The 14,088-nt window shown below is 70.6% G+C and carries 12 protein-coding genes; 10 read left to right on the top strand and 2 right to left on the bottom strand.

Annotated elements, in window-relative coordinates; translation table 11 throughout:
- Positions 1-479 precede the first annotated feature (479 nt).
- The 6 genes from VAB18032_RS14845 to VAB18032_RS14870 all read left to right on the top strand — a co-directional run bounded on the left by VAB18032_RS14845 (position 480) and on the right by VAB18032_RS14870 (position 8,761).
- Complete coding sequence (locus tag VAB18032_RS14845; RefSeq protein WP_232510806.1) at positions 480-1,559, top strand: glycosyltransferase family 39 protein; 1,080 nt, start codon at positions 480-482, stop codon at positions 1,557-1,559.
- A 184-nt stretch (positions 1,560-1,743) separates the two neighbouring features.
- On the top strand, positions 1,744-3,636 hold the full coding sequence (locus VAB18032_RS14850; protein ID WP_232510807.1) for a glycosyltransferase family 2 protein: 1,893 nt from the start codon (positions 1,744-1,746) through the stop codon (positions 3,634-3,636).
- Positions 3,624-4,754, top strand: a complete 1,131-nt coding sequence (locus VAB18032_RS14855) for a glycoside hydrolase family 26 protein (protein WP_013733678.1) — start codon at positions 3,624-3,626, stop codon at positions 4,752-4,754. The genes VAB18032_RS14850 and VAB18032_RS14855 overlap by 13 nt, the downstream gene beginning before the upstream one ends.
- Before the next feature lie 121 nt (positions 4,755-4,875).
- The gene (locus VAB18032_RS14860; protein ID WP_232510808.1) at positions 4,876-6,141 is read left to right on the top strand and encodes an MFS transporter; all 1,266 of its coding nucleotides are present in this window, start codon (positions 4,876-4,878) and stop codon (positions 6,139-6,141) included.
- 98 nt (positions 6,142-6,239) lie between these two features.
- Entirely contained in the window at positions 6,240-7,136 is an 897-nt protein-coding gene (locus VAB18032_RS14865) for a bifunctional helix-turn-helix transcriptional regulator/GNAT family N-acetyltransferase (RefSeq protein WP_013733680.1), read from the top strand.
- Positions 7,133-8,761: an isovaleryl-CoA dehydrogenase gene (locus VAB18032_RS14870; RefSeq protein WP_013733681.1), complete on the top strand. Its 1,629-nt coding sequence runs from the start codon at positions 7,133-7,135 to the stop codon at positions 8,759-8,761. The genes VAB18032_RS14865 and VAB18032_RS14870 overlap by 4 nt, the downstream gene beginning before the upstream one ends.
- A 99-nt stretch (positions 8,762-8,860) precedes the next feature.
- On the opposite strand, the gene VAB18032_RS14875 is transcribed toward VAB18032_RS14870, so the two are convergent.
- Positions 8,861-9,118 (bottom strand): hypothetical protein, encoded by a 258-nt coding sequence (locus VAB18032_RS14875; RefSeq protein WP_013733682.1) that lies wholly within the window; start codon positions 9,116-9,118, stop codon positions 8,861-8,863.
- Entirely contained in the window at positions 9,115-9,468 is a 354-nt protein-coding gene (locus tag VAB18032_RS14880) for a hypothetical protein (RefSeq protein WP_013733683.1), read from the bottom strand. Before VAB18032_RS14880 ends, VAB18032_RS14875 begins: the two co-directional genes overlap by 4 nt.
- 203 nt (positions 9,469-9,671) lie before the next feature.
- On the opposite strand from VAB18032_RS14880, the gene VAB18032_RS14885 reads away from it, so the two are divergent.
- The 4 genes from VAB18032_RS14885 (at position 9,672) to VAB18032_RS14900 (ending at position 14,085) form a co-directional block, all read left to right on the top strand.
- Positions 9,672-10,445: a helix-turn-helix domain-containing protein gene (locus tag VAB18032_RS14885; RefSeq protein ID WP_043724338.1), complete on the top strand. Its 774-nt coding sequence runs from the start codon at positions 9,672-9,674 to the stop codon at positions 10,443-10,445.
- Complete coding sequence (locus VAB18032_RS14890; RefSeq protein WP_013733685.1) at positions 10,436-10,627, top strand: DUF397 domain-containing protein; 192 nt, start codon at positions 10,436-10,438, stop codon at positions 10,625-10,627. Before VAB18032_RS14885 ends, VAB18032_RS14890 begins: the two co-directional genes overlap by 10 nt.
- Positions 10,628-11,003: 376 nt before the next feature.
- On the top strand, positions 11,004-13,037 hold the full coding sequence (locus VAB18032_RS14895) for a cellulose binding domain-containing protein (RefSeq protein ID WP_013733686.1): 2,034 nt from the start codon (positions 11,004-11,006) through the stop codon (positions 13,035-13,037).
- Between the two features lie 112 nt (positions 13,038-13,149).
- Positions 13,150-14,085, top strand: coding sequence for an oxidoreductase (locus tag VAB18032_RS14900; protein WP_013733687.1), 936 nt, complete (start codon positions 13,150-13,152; stop codon positions 14,083-14,085).
- The last annotated feature ends 3 nt before the right edge of the window (positions 14,086-14,088 follow it).

The following is a 14,088-nucleotide window of genomic DNA, read 5'->3' on the forward strand; positions in this document are numbered from 1 at the left end:
AAGTGCTGGACGGGCCGTGAGCCCCGGGGGACGAAGCCCAGGGAACGGCCGGCGGGCAGGAGGTGCCGCTGCGGTAGGTGGTGGGGCTCGGCGGGGCGTCGGAGACGGCGGCGCCGCAGGCGACCCACGACTGTCCGGCCGGGTGTTGTGCGGCCGTGGCGGCGGGGTGCCCTCGCCCGTCTCCACGGATCGAGCTCCGAACCTTTATGCGCCGGCATCGATGTTATCGCTAACATAATGGTTCCGGTGACAGGTGCGCAAGCCTCGGGTTTCCGCCGGAACGCAGGGTCGAAATCGTCCCGCAACACGCCTGTCGGTCAACGTCGAGCGGCGCGGGCATCCTACGGCGGCCCGCTCAGATGGCCATGGTTGTTTGTCGCTTTGCAGCTATGACGTACCGATTCGGCGGCTTTGTAGGCATAACGGCCTCGGTGGTGAGATCCGCTCAATACGCTCCTGGAGCTACGGAACCCACGGAGATGCGTGAGGGACAGATGAAGGACGCCGACACCATCGTCCTGCCCCGACTCGGGTTGCCGGAGGCCGCCGAGGACCCATGGGGGGAGGGCCGCGGCGAGGCACCGGGCGAGCCGGTGAACGGTAGCCGCCGAATGCGGCTGGCCGCTTGGCTGGTGCCAGCACTGCTGATGGGCGCACTCGGCGCCGTACGGGCCGACACACCCGGGCCGCGGATGGCGGAACTCGCGACCCGGGCCGGGGCCACATCGTCCTGGCGGGACACCTGGTCGATGCTCCGCTCGGGCGACAGCGTGCTCTACCACCTGCTGGTACGGGCCTGGGCGGAGTACTTCGGCACCTCGGAGCTGGCGCTGCGGGGACTCTCCGTCCTCGCCATGGTCACAGCGGCAGCGCTCGTCGGAGCGCTGGCCGCCCGGATGTTCGCACCGGGCACCGGTGTTTTGGCCGGCGTCATCTTCGCCCTGCTGCCGACGTCCGCGCGGTACGCGCAGGAGGCCCAGCCGTACGCGCTCACCCTGCTCGCCGCGGTCCTCGCCACATGGCTGCTCCAGGCGGCCGTGGGTCGGCCGAGACTCTGGCGCTTCGTGCTCTACGCCGCCGTGGCGGGCCTGATGGGTCTGTGTCAGGTGACCGCGCTCCTGCTCCTCGTCGGACACGGCTGGACCGTGCTCGCCTTCCGGCGCGAGGTGGCGCTGCGATGGCTGGCCGCTGCGGTGGTGAGCGCGCTACCCGCGGTCGGCCTGCTCTGGCACGCCACGCGGCAGGGAGTACGGCTCGCGCAGACGTCGAGCCCGAGTCTGACCGAATTGGCTGCGACGCCGGGAGAACTGTTCGGCGTCACCGCGCTGGGTGCGGCGCTGCTGGTGCTGGTGCTGTTCAGCCTTCCGCTGCGTCACCCCGCCGCCGTGTTCACCGCCTGGGCAGCCGTGCCGCCGCTGGCTCTGCTGCTCGCTGCGCAGGCGACGCCGCTCTGGCGGCCGGAGTTCGTCCTCTTCACGCTTCCGGCCTGGGCGACGCTCGGCGCGGCCGCGCTCGCGCGATGCGCGTCCGCCGGTCGGCGGGTGTGCTGGCGGCGATAGCCGGGCACCGTTCCGCGACACGGGACTCAATCCTGCCCTGCTGGTAGATGAAAGAGCAGATATGTAGCCCTTTGGGGTCGAACAGAGCTATCTGAGAAGTTTGCCGGTATCTGTCCTTACGATCAGCATGGCCGTGTTCATGAAGGCCAGGGAACTCCGACCCTTGGGGGGCAACGTGGGCGTCGTGACCGACACACGCCTGTCTCGGGACGTGGCGGAGAGGCCGCCCGGAGGCGGGCCCGTAGAGAGCACCGCGGTCCGGCCGTCACCCGCCCGACGCCCTGACCGTCGTCAACTCAACATCAGTGCTCGCATCGCGTACGCGAGTTGCGGGGCGAGTGCCGGAACTCTCGTCGCGCCACGACATCCGCAGGCGGCGGTCGAGTTCCGATCCGTCCTGTCGCCCGCGGCGCGGCTCGTACTGACCCTGCTGGTCCTCGTCAACAGTGCGGCCGGACTGCTGCTCGTCGGCTGGCTGCTGCTTCCCCAGCACGTACCCGGCTCGGGCGTGACGGGGCTCGGCGACTGGCAGACCGCCGTGGCCCGGCTCGGCTTCTGCGTGATCGTCGGCGTCGAACTGATCCGCCTCGCGCAGAACATGGTCGTCTGGGTGTTCGCTTACCACGCCAAGGATCCGATCCCGGTCGATCCTCCGGTCGGCCTGCGGGTGGCGCTGCTCACCACGATCGTGCCGAGCAAGGAGCCGATCGACGTCGCCGAGCGGACCCTGCGGCGCATGCGGCAGATCGTCTACTGCGGTCAGGTCGACGTCTGGATCCTCGACGAGGGCGACGATCCGGCGGTGAAGGAGATGGCCGCGCGGCTCGGCGTACGCCACTTCAGCCGCAAGGGAAGACCGGAGTACAACCAACCCGACGGCGAGTTCCGCACCAGGACGAAGTCCGGCAACCACAACGCCTGGCGGGCCGAGCACGAGCACCACTACGACGTGGTCGCCAACGTCGATCCGGACCACGTGCCGCTGGCCAACTTCCTGGAGCGTACGCTCGGCTACTTCCGCGACCCGGACGTCGCCTTCGTGGTGACGCCACAGGTCTACGGCAACATGCACCAGAACATGGTCGCCCACGGCGCGTCGGTCCAGCAGTATCTCTACAACGGACTGATCGCCCGTGGTGGCAACGGACTGGACGCCCCACTGCTCACCGGCACCGGCCACCTGTACCGGCCGTCCGCCTGGCGCAGCATCGGCGGCTACCAGGATTCGATCATCGAGGACCACCTGACCAGCATCCGGATCCACGCTGCGGTGAACCCGCAGACCGGCAACCAGTGGAAGGGCGTCTACACCCCCGACGTGGTGGCCATCGGGGAAGGCCCGACATCGTGGGCGGACTACTTCAACCAGCAGAAGCGGTGGGCGGCGGGGATCTGCGAGATACTGGTCCGCCCCGAGTTGCGGGCGCCGCGCGAACTACGGTCCCGACGGCGCTGGCACTACCGGCTGCTCCAGTTCTACTACCCGAGCGTCGCGGTCAGTCTGTTGCTGGGCAATTTCGCCACAGCCGCGTACCTGCTCACCGGGGTGAGCGCGGCCCGGGTCGACATCGCCGTGTGGTCGGTGCTGTGGGGCGCCACCATCTGCACCTGGTTCGTGCTCTGGCTCTGGCTGCGTCGATTCAACATCGCGCCGCACGAGCGGGAGGAGATCGGCCTGGTCGGCATGGCGCTGGCGCTGTTCGCCGGCCCGATCTACGTGGCGGCTGCCGTCGGCGCGCTGCTGCGCCGCAAGCTCGGGTTCGTGGTGACCGCCAAGGGCAGGCTACGCACCACCGAATCGCTCAACACGTTCCGGCTGCACCTGTGCTGGGCGGCCTTCGCCGCCGGCCTGCTCGCCGTGAGCTTCGTGCTGGAACACGGCCGCACACCGCTGCGGGTATGGCCTCTGCTGACCCTCCTGACTGGCCTCGGCCCACCGCTGATCGCGTGCGGGTCGGCTCTGTTGGCCTGGCGCTCGCGCCGCGCCAGTCCGACCGGGCGTCATGCCGTCCGCCACCGGCGGGTCCGGGCGACAGCACCGGTGGTCGCTTCCCGGGAGGTGCCATGGCACGGCTGACTCTGCCGCGGGTCGCCATGTCGCTGGTCGGCGCGCTGCTGCTGGCGTACGCCTTCGCCATCGCACCGGGCACCGGGTCCGGGAGGCGGGAATCCGCCCCGGCGGACCAGGCGGCGGTACGCGAACCGAGCCCTTCGCCATCCCCGCCCGAGGTCTTCCCGCCAGCGGAAAAGGTGTTCATCGGCATCGCGACCAAGGAGGGACCGCACGACTTCACACCCGTGGACGCCTTCACCGCGACGGCGAAGCACCATCCGCAGGTCATGCTCTTCGGTTCCGGCTGGGCGACCGACACCTTCGACCGGACGCTGTTCGACGCGGTAAGCAGTCGGGGCATGCTGCCGATGCTGGCCTGGGAACCATGGGACTACCGGTTGGACGAGCAGGCCCGTAAGAAGGGAGCCGCCCGCGGCACGATCGACCGGCTCCGCTCCCGTCAGCCCGACTACCGGTTGTCCCACATCACGCGCGGCGACTTCGATGACTACCTGCGCTCCTGGGCTGAGGGGATCAAGGCGCTCGACTACCCGGTGGCCATCCGGTTCGCCCATGAGATGAACGGCAACTGGTACCCGTGGTGCGAGACCGCCAACGGCAATCAGCCGGGCGACTACGTCAAGGCCTGGCGCCACCTGCACGATCTGTTCATGGCTGCCGGAACGACAAACGTGATCTGGGTGTGGAGCCCGAACGCCAGATGGGACGGCTCGACGCCGAAGCTTTCCGCGCTCTACCCGGGGGACGACTACGTCGACTGGATCGGCATCTCGGGCTACTACGGCATGGGCGCCTTCTCGAAATACCGGTCCTTCGACGCGATCTTCAAGGAGACCATCGGGGAGATCCGTGCCTTCAGCGCCAAACCGCTGGTCATCACCGAGACCGCGGCCTCCGACATCGCCGGCCGCAAGGCGGAATGGATCACTGAGACGTTCCGGTCGCTACCCGAGCACGAGGGCATCATCGGGCTCATCTGGTTCGAGGTGAACAAGGAACGGGACTGGCGGATCGTCAGCTCCCCGGCTGTCTCGGCGGCCTTCGCCCAGGCCGTGTCCGATCCGCGCTACCGCTTCACCTGGTCGCCCGAAATGCTGCCGCGCACCGAGCCGGCCGACTGACGGTCGCCCGCCGGGGCCGGTCCCGTGCCGACTTGACTCTCGACCGGGTCGAGGCCGGACAGTGCCGGACGCGAGACACCGACCGGCAACGGTCGGCGCGATGCGGTGATCGGGAGGAACCGTGGCGGCGACATCTACCGGTAGGGCGCCATCGAGCGGCAGTGCGACAGCGGTGCCGGGCGCGTACTGGGCGTGGCTGGGCGGGACGACGCTGTCCCTGATCGGCGTTCAGGCCATGGCGTTCGCGATGGCCTGGGTGGCGGCCGGAGCAGGTGGCGGCTTCGCCGCGCTGGTGCTCACCGCCGTCAACCTGCCCCGGGCCCTGCTCCTGCTGGTCGGCGGTGCGGTGGCCGACCGGCTGGGCGCCTGGACCGTCATGGTGGTCTCGGACGCGGCGATGGTCGTCGTCACCGTGGCATTGGCCGCCGCCGTGTGGTCGGCGGCGGATCCGTGGCTGCCACTGCTGCTGGCAGCCCTGGCCATCGGGGTCGTGGACGCCTTCTACCTGCCCAGCACGGGCTCGATGCCCCGGCGGTTGGTGCCACCGGCCGGGTTGGCGCGGGCGATGTCGGCCCGACACCTTGCCGGTCAACTCGCCATGTTCGTCGGGCCGGCGGCGGGCAGCCTGCTGCTGGCCGCCCTCGGGCTCGCCGCAGTGGCGCTGGCCAACGCCTCAAGTTTCGCCCTGATGCTGGCGGTCCTGGTGGTGCTCCGTGCGGCCATGGGCGGACGGCCGAGCGGATCGCCGGAACTGCCGGACGGGCAGCCGCCGTCGCAACCACTGTGGCGGGCTGCGGTCGACGGCCTGCGGATCGCCGCCTCGCATGCCGTACTGCGGCCCGCAATGCTGCTGGTCGGGGTGGCCGCAGGCTTCCTGCTGCCGGTGTCCAGCCTGCTCGTACCGTTGCTCGGGCGGGAGCGCACCTGGTCGTCGCCGGCCACCAGTGCGGTCGTCGCGGCGTTGGCGCTCGGCACCGCGACCGTCGCGATCCTCGTGTTGGTGCGTGGCGCCCTGCCCGACCCCGGTCGGGCCAGCGCTGCCGCGCTGCTGGTGGCCGCCGTCGGCGTGGTCACCCTGGGGGCGGCGGCCGGTTCGTTGTCGGTCTCGGTCGCCGCCGGGATGGTGATCGGTGTCGGATCGGGTGGCTTCGCCACCCATGTCGGCCCGTTGATCCTGGCCGTCGCCCCGGACACACACGTGTCTCGGGTGCAGTCGGTGCTGGTGCTCGTGCAGAGCCTGCCGCTGCTGCTCACCCTCAACGTGCTCGGTTCGCTCGCCGAGGTCGTGCCGGTGGCGGCGCTGCTGTACGGCTGCGCCGGTGTGCTGGCCGTGGCGGCGGTGACGGCACTGACCTCGCCCTCCCTGCGCCGCGCCGACCGGCGTTGACCGGCGTTGGACTTTCGGCTGCCCGGTTGGGGTGCTCCGGGTGTCCGATGCGGATCCGCCCTACCGTCGGAGAGAATAGCTGACTAAAGTCAGACAACATGGAGCGTGAACTGGTGGACGTGGTGCGGGGCTTCAACCGCACGGTGACCCAGCGTGTCGGCGCGCTGGACGACAAGTTCCTGGCCCGCGATCGGCCGCTGGCCCAGTCCCGGCTGCTCTGGGAGATCGGCCCCGCCGGGGCGGAGGTGGCGGCGCTGCGCAACCGGCTGGACCTCGATGCCGGATACCTCAGCCGGCTGCTGCGCACCCTGGAGGGCGCGGGACTGGTCGTGGTGACACCGGCCGAGGGCGACGGACGGGTACGCATGGCCCGGCTCACCGAAGCCGGCCGTGCCGAGTGGGCACTGCTCGATCGCCGATCCGACGAACTGGCCTGGTCGATGCTCGCCCCGTTGACCGTCGGCCAACGTGACAGGTTGACCACCGCGATGAACGAGGTGCAACGGCTGCTGATGGCCTCGATGGTCACCGTCGAGGTCTGCCCGCCCGCCGATCCGCGTGCCCGTGCCTGCCTGCGGGCGTACGCGGCGGAGTTGGCCGAGCGGTTCGAGTCCGGGTTCACCCTCGACACCGACGACGACCAGCAGTTCGTCCCGCCCGCCGGGGTGTTCCTGGTCGCCACCCTCGCCTCCGAGGCGGTGGGCTGCGGGTCGGTCCGCTTCGACCCCGACGGGCCCGCCGAGATCAAGCGCCTCTGGGTCTCCGGCACGGTGCGCGGGCTCGGTGTCGGCCGACGGCTGCTCACCGAGTTGGAACGGCACGCCGCGGCAGCCGGTGCGGACTGCGTACGCCTGGACAGCAACCGCGCCCTCACCGAGGCGATCCGGCTCTACCGCAGCGCCGGATACGAGGAGATCCCGCGATACAACACGAGCCCGTACCCTGATCACTGGTTCGCCAAGCAACTGCACCACGCGCCGGGGGTGTCGCCGTGACCACACACGAGGTGTCCAACCAGGTCCCCCCGTTGATCGACCACGACACCGCCGACGACCCGGCGCTGCTGGAAGGCCTCGCCCGTGAGGGTGCCGGCTGGGCCGTCGGGGAGGTCCGTGACCTCGGTCGGCTCGCCGGCAGCCAGCCCGCCATCGAGCACGGTCGGCTGGCCAACGAATATCCGCCGGTGCTGCGTACCCACGACCGCTACGGTCACCGCATCGACGAGGTGGAGTTCCACCCGTCCTGGCACGAGCTGATGCGTACCGCCGTCGAGCACGGTCTGCACGCCGCGCCCTGGGCCGACGAGCGGGTCGGCGCGCACGTCGCCCGCGCCGCGAAGTTCTACACCTGGCGTCCGGACGCCGGGCACGGCTGCCCGATCTCGATGACCTACGCGGCGGTGCCCGCGTTGCGGCACGCGCCGGACCTGGCCGCCGACCACGAACCACTGCTGACCACCCGGGCGTACGACTTCGGGCTGCGCCCGCCGCTGACCAAGCGGGGACTGCTCGCCGGCATGTCGATGACCGAGAAGCAGGGCGGCTCGGACGTCCGCGCCAACGCCACCACCGCGCGCCCGCAACCCGACGGCAGCTACCGGCTGGTCGGGCACAAGTGGTTCACCTCCGCGCCGATGTGCGACCTGTTCCTCACCCTCGCGCAGGCGCCCGGCGGCCTCACCTGCTTCCTGGTGCCCCGGGTGCTGCCCGACGGCACCCGCAACCCGATGCGACTGATGCGCCTGAAGGACAAGCTCGGCAACCGTTCCAACGCCTCCGCCGAGGTCGAATACGAGCAGGCGGCGGCCTGGCGGATCGGTGACGAGGGCCGGGGCGTACGCACCATCATCGACATGGTCAACCTGACCCGGCTGGACTGTGTGATCGGTGCGGCGGCCGGCATGCGCCAGGGTGTGATCACCGCCGTGCACCACGCCACGCATCGGCGTGCCTTCGGTCGTGCCCTGATCGACCAGCCGCTGATGCGTAACGTGCTGGCCGACCTGGCCATCGAGTCCGAGGCCGCCACGATCCTGATGATGCGGCTGGCCGGAGCCACCGACCGGGCCGCCCGGGGCGACGCGACCGAGGCGGCGTTCAAACGGATCGCGCTGGCCATCGGCAAGTACTGGGTCTGCAAGCGGTGGCCCGGCCATGCCGCCGAGGCCCTGGAATGCCTGGGCGGCAACGGCTACGTCGAGGAATCCGGCATGCCGAGGCTGTTCCGCGAGTCACCGCTGAACTCGATCTGGGAAGGTTCCGGCAACGTGGCCGCGCTGGACGTGCTGCGCGCGCTCGCCGGCCAGCCCGAGGTGCTGGCGGCCTTCCGCGCCGAGCTGGACGCCGCCGCCGGTGCCGACCCGCGCCTCGACGCGGCGGTACGCCAGGTGCAGGCGGCCCTCGCCGACCCCGCCGACCGGGAGGTACGCGCCCGCCGGCTGGTCGAGCAGTTGGCCCTGGTGTTGCAGGGCGCGCTGCTGGTGCGCCACGGCCACCCGGCGGTCGCCGACGCCTTCTGCGCCTCCCGACTCGCCGCAGACCACGGCCACGCCTACGGCACCCTGCCCCCCGGCGTCGACTTCCCCACCCTCCTCGCCCGCGCCACCCCGAAGCTGCCCTAGCTGTACTGCCCCAGGAACGCAGGACTGTGGCAGCTGAGCGGTACGACACGCCGACGCAGAGCAGCTCTACTGCCACAGCCTTTCCGGCGCACCCGCTCGCTACGTCGACCGGACGCGAACCCAGTCGGTGAACCGTCGGTGCAGGTCCGGCAGGGGCGTGCTCGGGTTCAGTTCGGCCAGTTGGGCGGTGGCCTCCTCGCGCAGCGTCACCAGGTAGACCATCAGCCCGGGGGTGTTGCCCCGGTACTCGGCGAGCAGACGTACCTTCGCCGCACTGCACGGCCACACGACCCCGCACGCCCGGCAGCGCCACGTCGGACGCGAGGCGACATGATCCCGGGCGTGCGGCGCGCTCACCGGCCGACCTTGGCGCGGTGCCGCTCGGCGTACGGAACCGGTCGGATCTGCACCGGCCGCATCCCGTCCGGGCGGACGAACAACTGCCGTTTTTCCGTCGCGTCGCCGTGGCGGTCGAGCACGTAACAATCCACCCAGGCCCAACCGTCGTACGGCTGCCGCTCGACCAACTCGCGGATCACCCGGACCACGATCGGCTGACTGAACTGCGGCGACGCCGCCCGGGTCAGCAGGTACGCGCCGGGAGCGACCCGTGGTGTGCCGTCCGGTCGCGTGGGCGTCGGGCTCGCGGCCCGTCTCGGGGCGGTTCCGTGGGATGTGGCGGCGTGCGCTGGTCTCTGCACGGGCATGGGCGGCCCTTCCGTCGGTGCGCGTCGTGGAAGGGGGCCGACCCTCGAAGGTGTACGGACAGGTCGGCCCCTGTGCAGCGCCCACGGGGGCTACTGGTCCAGCCCGTGAACACCGCCTACCGCCACCTTGCCAACGGTGATGGGACGGCAACACCGCGTAGATATATGGTGGGCAGAAATCTCCGATGTCCGATGGGGGTCTGATGAACGACGCACTGCGGACGGCACTCCAAGAAGCAGGCCACACCACGGAATCGTTGGCAGCGCAGATAGGCGTGGATCCCAAGACGACCGACCGGTGGCTCCGGCAGGGCCGCATCCCGCACCCCGGACATCGCGCCACTGCTGCTGCTGTCCTCGGTAGGAGCGCGTCGGACATTTGGCCGGACACTTCACGACGCCGGATCCGTGACCTGGTGTGGTTTCGCCCGTGGCAGGAGATGGAGCGTGAGGCGACGGAACTGCGGTGGTTCGAGTCGACCGTCCTGCCGGGACTGTTGCAGACCGAGGCATACGCGCGGGCGGTCCTCAGCGCGAGCGGGCGGCGCACCTCCGACGAGGTGGATCAGTTGGTGGCGGCGAGGCTCGCTCGGCAGGTCATTCTCAAATGGGAGAACCCGCCATGGCTCACTGCGGTCGTGGACGAATTCGCCCTGCGCCGCCCGGTGGGTGGTCGGGACGTGATGCGCGACCAGATGCAGGCACTGATCGCCTGGTGCGAGCTTCCGCACGTTCGCGTGCATGTCGTGCCGCAGGCGGCCGGGGCCTACGCCGGGCTGGACGGTCCGTTCGTCATCGCCACCAGCAGGGACCATCGCACCGCTGTCTACCTGGACACGCAACTACAGGGGCAAGTGGTTAGCGACCCTGACGACGTGGCGGCCATACTGGCGGCGTGGGAGAACGTCCGTGGCGAGGCGTTGTCTCATCGGCAGTCCGTCGAGTTGATGAGGGATGTGGCAGCGTCATGGGCCTGACCGGCGCGCGGTGGCGTAAGAGCAGTCGGAGCAGCGGCAACGGCGGCGCGTGCGTCGAGGTCGCGGACAATCTCTCCGGGGTCGTTCTCGTCCGGGACTCCAAGGACCGTGACGGCGGGATGCTGGCCTTCGGTCCGGCGGCCTGGAAGGCGTTCGTCGCCCAGGTGACCGAGCGGGCCTGACCGGCGAGCGGCCCTGACCCGGATGCGCGAAGCGCCCGTTCCCCGAGCCGGGACGGGCGCTTTTCTCGTCCGCCTCGCATCGGCCTTCTGGGCCCGAGACGTTGAGTGATCGCCGTACGCTGTGCAATTCTGATCTGTCGATGTGTTGTCGCGCGAGTGACCGTCGCCCGATGGGCAGCCGGGGCCCGTCCGGGCCTGCGGCGGGTGACGGCAGGTGAGCTGGTCGTTCTCTCTTCTCCGCCGCCGGTCGTGGGCTGTCGGCCGGGCGGATCTCGCTCGTGATCGAAAAAGGACAACCATGAGATTTCCGAACAGGCACGGTGTTCGATCCTCGGCCCGATCGTGGCGACTGCCCCGGCGTGGAGGTGCGCTGCTCGTGGCGGGCCTGCTGCTCGCCACAGGCGTGGTGACCGGGGTCGACGCCCCGAGCGCCGACGCGGCGACGGCACCGGTGACGGTGAGCGTGAACGCGCGGGCCGGGCTGGCCCGGGTGCCCGACACCGCGCTCGGCGTCAACCACGCCATCTGGGACCAGTATCTGGCCACCCCCGAGACGTCGGACCTGCTGCGCGACGCCGGGGTGCAGATGATGCGCTACCCCGGTGGCTCGTACGCCGACATCTACCACTGGCGCGACCACACCGCGCCCGGCGGCTACGTCGCTCCCGGCACCGACTTCGACACCTTTATGGGTGCGGTGCGGCGGGTCGGCGCCGAACCGATGATCATCGCCAACTACGGCACCGGCACGCCGCAGGAGGCGGCCGACTGGGTGCGGTACGCCAACGTGACAAAGGGCTACGGCGCGCGGTACTGGACGGTCGGCAACGAGAACTACGGCAACGGTCACTACGGGTCCGCCTGGGAGGCCGACCACCACCCCGACAAGAGCGCCACCTACTACGCGAACCTGGTGGTCGACTACGCCGAGGCGATGAAGGCCGCCGACCCCACCATCAAGGTCGGCGCGGTGCTGACCATGCCGGCCAACTGGCCGGACGGCCTGACCGCCGGCAACGACCCGGGCCCGTGGAACCAGACCGTGCTGTCCATCGCCGGGCCGTCGATCGACTTCGTGGACGTGCACTGGTACCCGGGCGGCAGCCCCGCCGAGTCGCTGCCCCGGACCAGCCACATCACCGACGCGGTGTACCTGCTGCGCCAGCAGATCACCCGGTACGCCGGGTCCCAGGCCGACCGCATCGGGATCAGCCTCACCGAGGTCAACGTCACCTCCGAGGGCATGACCAGCCAACCGGCCGCGCTGTTCCTGGCCGACGCCTACAGCGGTCTGCTGGCCAACGGGGTCTTCACCGTGCACTGGTGGAACGTGCACAACGGCATCGGCCGGGTGAGCACCGTGGCGGGGCAGACCGACTACGGCGACTTCGGGTTGCTCTCCAGCGGCACCTGCACCGCGGACGGCTCGGTCTGCGAACCGCCGGTGAACACCCCGTTCGCCGCCTATCACGGGTTGTCCATGATGAGTCGGTTCGCCCGCACCGGTGACCAGTTCATCCGCGCCGAGACCGACCAGCCACTGGTCAGTGCGCATGCGGTGCGGCGGGCCAACGGGGAGGTGGCGGTGCTGCTGATCAACAAGGACCCGGAGAACGCCCACCCGGTCACCATCGACTACGCCGGGTTCGCCCCGGCCAGCGGAGCACCGACGGTCCACACCCACACCAACGGCGCCACCGAGGTCACCACCGCCCGCAGCGGCGAGGCGACCAGCCGTACGCTGCCGCCGTACTCGCTGACCACCCTGGTGGTGCGGCCGGCGGCTGCGGTCACCGGCGCACCCGGCGCGCCCGGCCAACCCAGCGCGACCGGCGTCACCGACCGGGACGTGACGATCACCTGGCCGGCCGCCACCGCCGGGGCCGCCCCGATCGCCAAGTACGAGGTGCACCGGCAGAACGGTGCGGTCAGTGAGCAGCTCGGCGAGACCTCCGGGACCAGCCTGACCGTCGGCAACCTCGTGCCGGGCCGCAGGTACACGGTCAACGTGCTGGCCCGCGACACCACAGGACGGGTCTCCTGGGCGTCCCCGCCGCTGACCTTCACCACCGGCAGCCCCGCGACCAGCGGATGCGCCGTCCGCTTCACCAGCACCACGGACTGGGGCAACGGCTACGTGGCAAACGTCGACATCGTCAACAACAGCGAGCACACCATCGACGGGTGGACCCTGACCTGGACCTGGCCCACCTCCTGGCAGCGGGTCGGCAGCGGGTGGAGCGCCACCTGGGAACAGGTCGGCAGCACCGTGCGGGTGACAAGCAACGACGACAACCGTCGACTCTCCGCCGGGGCCTCGACCACTGTCGGCCTCGTCGGCGAGTACAGCGGGCCGAACGTCGTACCGACGGCGTTCCGGCTCAACGGCACCCTCTGCACCATCGGCTGACCCCGTGCGGTCCGCCGGCGGCGTCATCCCGCCGGCGGACCGCACCGGGTCGCCGTGAACGAGCCCAACCTGGTCGTGTCGGCCAGGTCCCGAGCGGATCGAGGAGCGACAGATGCCCCACTGGACGTACGACGACATTCCGGACCAGCGGGGGCGCACGGCTATCGTCACCGGGGCCAACAGCGGGCTCGGCGTGGAGACGGCACGAGCGCTGGCCGGCAAGGGTGCGCGAGTGGTGCTCGCCTGCCGGGATCGCGGCCGGGGTGAGGCCGCGGCCGAGGTGATCCGCGCCCGGCACCCGCGCAGCGAGGTGCACTGCCGTCCGCTGGACCTGGCCGACCTCGATTCGGTGACCGCGTTCGCCACCGCCTACCGGGCCGAGCACGATCGACTCGACCTGCTGGTCAACAACGCCGGGGTGCTGTATCCGCCGTTGCGGCGTACCCGGCAGGGCTTCGAGCTGCAGTTCGGCACCAACTACCTCGGCCATTTCGCGCTCACCGGCCGGCTGCTGCCGCTGCTGCTCGCCACCGAGCAGGCCCGGATCGTCAACGTGGCAAGCAACGCGCACCGTACCGGGCGGATCGACCTCGACGACCTGAACTGGCAACGGCGGCGCTACGCCCGGTTCGCCGCCTACGGTCAGAGCAAGCTGGCGATGCTGCTGTTCACCCTGGAGCTGCATCGGCGGCTGACCGGGGCCGGAACGTCGTTGCGGGTCACCGCCGCCCATCCTGGGTGGACGTACACCGGGCCGAGTCAGGGTCGCGACCGTCTGGTCACGATCGTCAACGGCATCGGCCGGTACCTGGCGATGCCGCTTTCCGAGGGGGCGCTGCCGATCCTGCGCGCCGCCACCGACCCGGACGCCGAGGGCGGCAGCTACTGGGGCCCGGCGCACCGGGCGGAGAACGTCGGCCCGCCGGTGCCCGCGACCCGCAGCGCCCGCGCCGTCGACGTCGAGGTGGCACAGCAGCTGTGGGCGCAGAGCGAACGCCTGACCGGCGTCCCGATCGACCTGCCGCCGGTCGACGCCACGACATCCTGAGCG

Origin of the sequence: Micromonospora maris AB-18-032, assembly GCF_000204155.1 — a bacterium.
Taxonomy (GTDB): Bacteria; Actinomycetota; Actinomycetes; order Mycobacteriales; family Micromonosporaceae; genus Micromonospora; species Micromonospora gifhornensis.

Bases quoted from the DNA above. Each gene is read 5' to 3' on its own strand.
- VAB18032_RS14845 (WP_232510806.1), top strand. From the start codon at position 480: ATGCGTGAGGGACAGATGAAGGACGCCGACACCATCGTCCTGCCCCGA.
- VAB18032_RS14855 (WP_013733678.1), top strand. From the start codon at position 3,624: ATGGCACGGCTGACTCTGCCGCGGGTCGCCATGTCGCTGGTCGGCGCG.
- VAB18032_RS14865 (WP_013733680.1), top strand. From the start codon at position 6,240: ATGGAGCGTGAACTGGTGGACGTGGTGCGGGGCTTCAACCGCACGGTG.
- VAB18032_RS14880 (WP_013733683.1), bottom strand. From the start codon at position 9,468: ATGCCCGTGCAGAGACCAGCGCACGCCGCCACATCCCACGGAACCGCC.
- VAB18032_RS14885 (WP_043724338.1), top strand. From the start codon at position 9,672: ATGAACGACGCACTGCGGACGGCACTCCAAGAAGCAGGCCACACCACG.
- VAB18032_RS14890 (WP_013733685.1), top strand. From the start codon at position 10,436: ATGGGCCTGACCGGCGCGCGGTGGCGTAAGAGCAGTCGGAGCAGCGGC.
- VAB18032_RS14900 (WP_013733687.1), top strand. From the start codon at position 13,150: ATGCCCCACTGGACGTACGACGACATTCCGGACCAGCGGGGGCGCACG.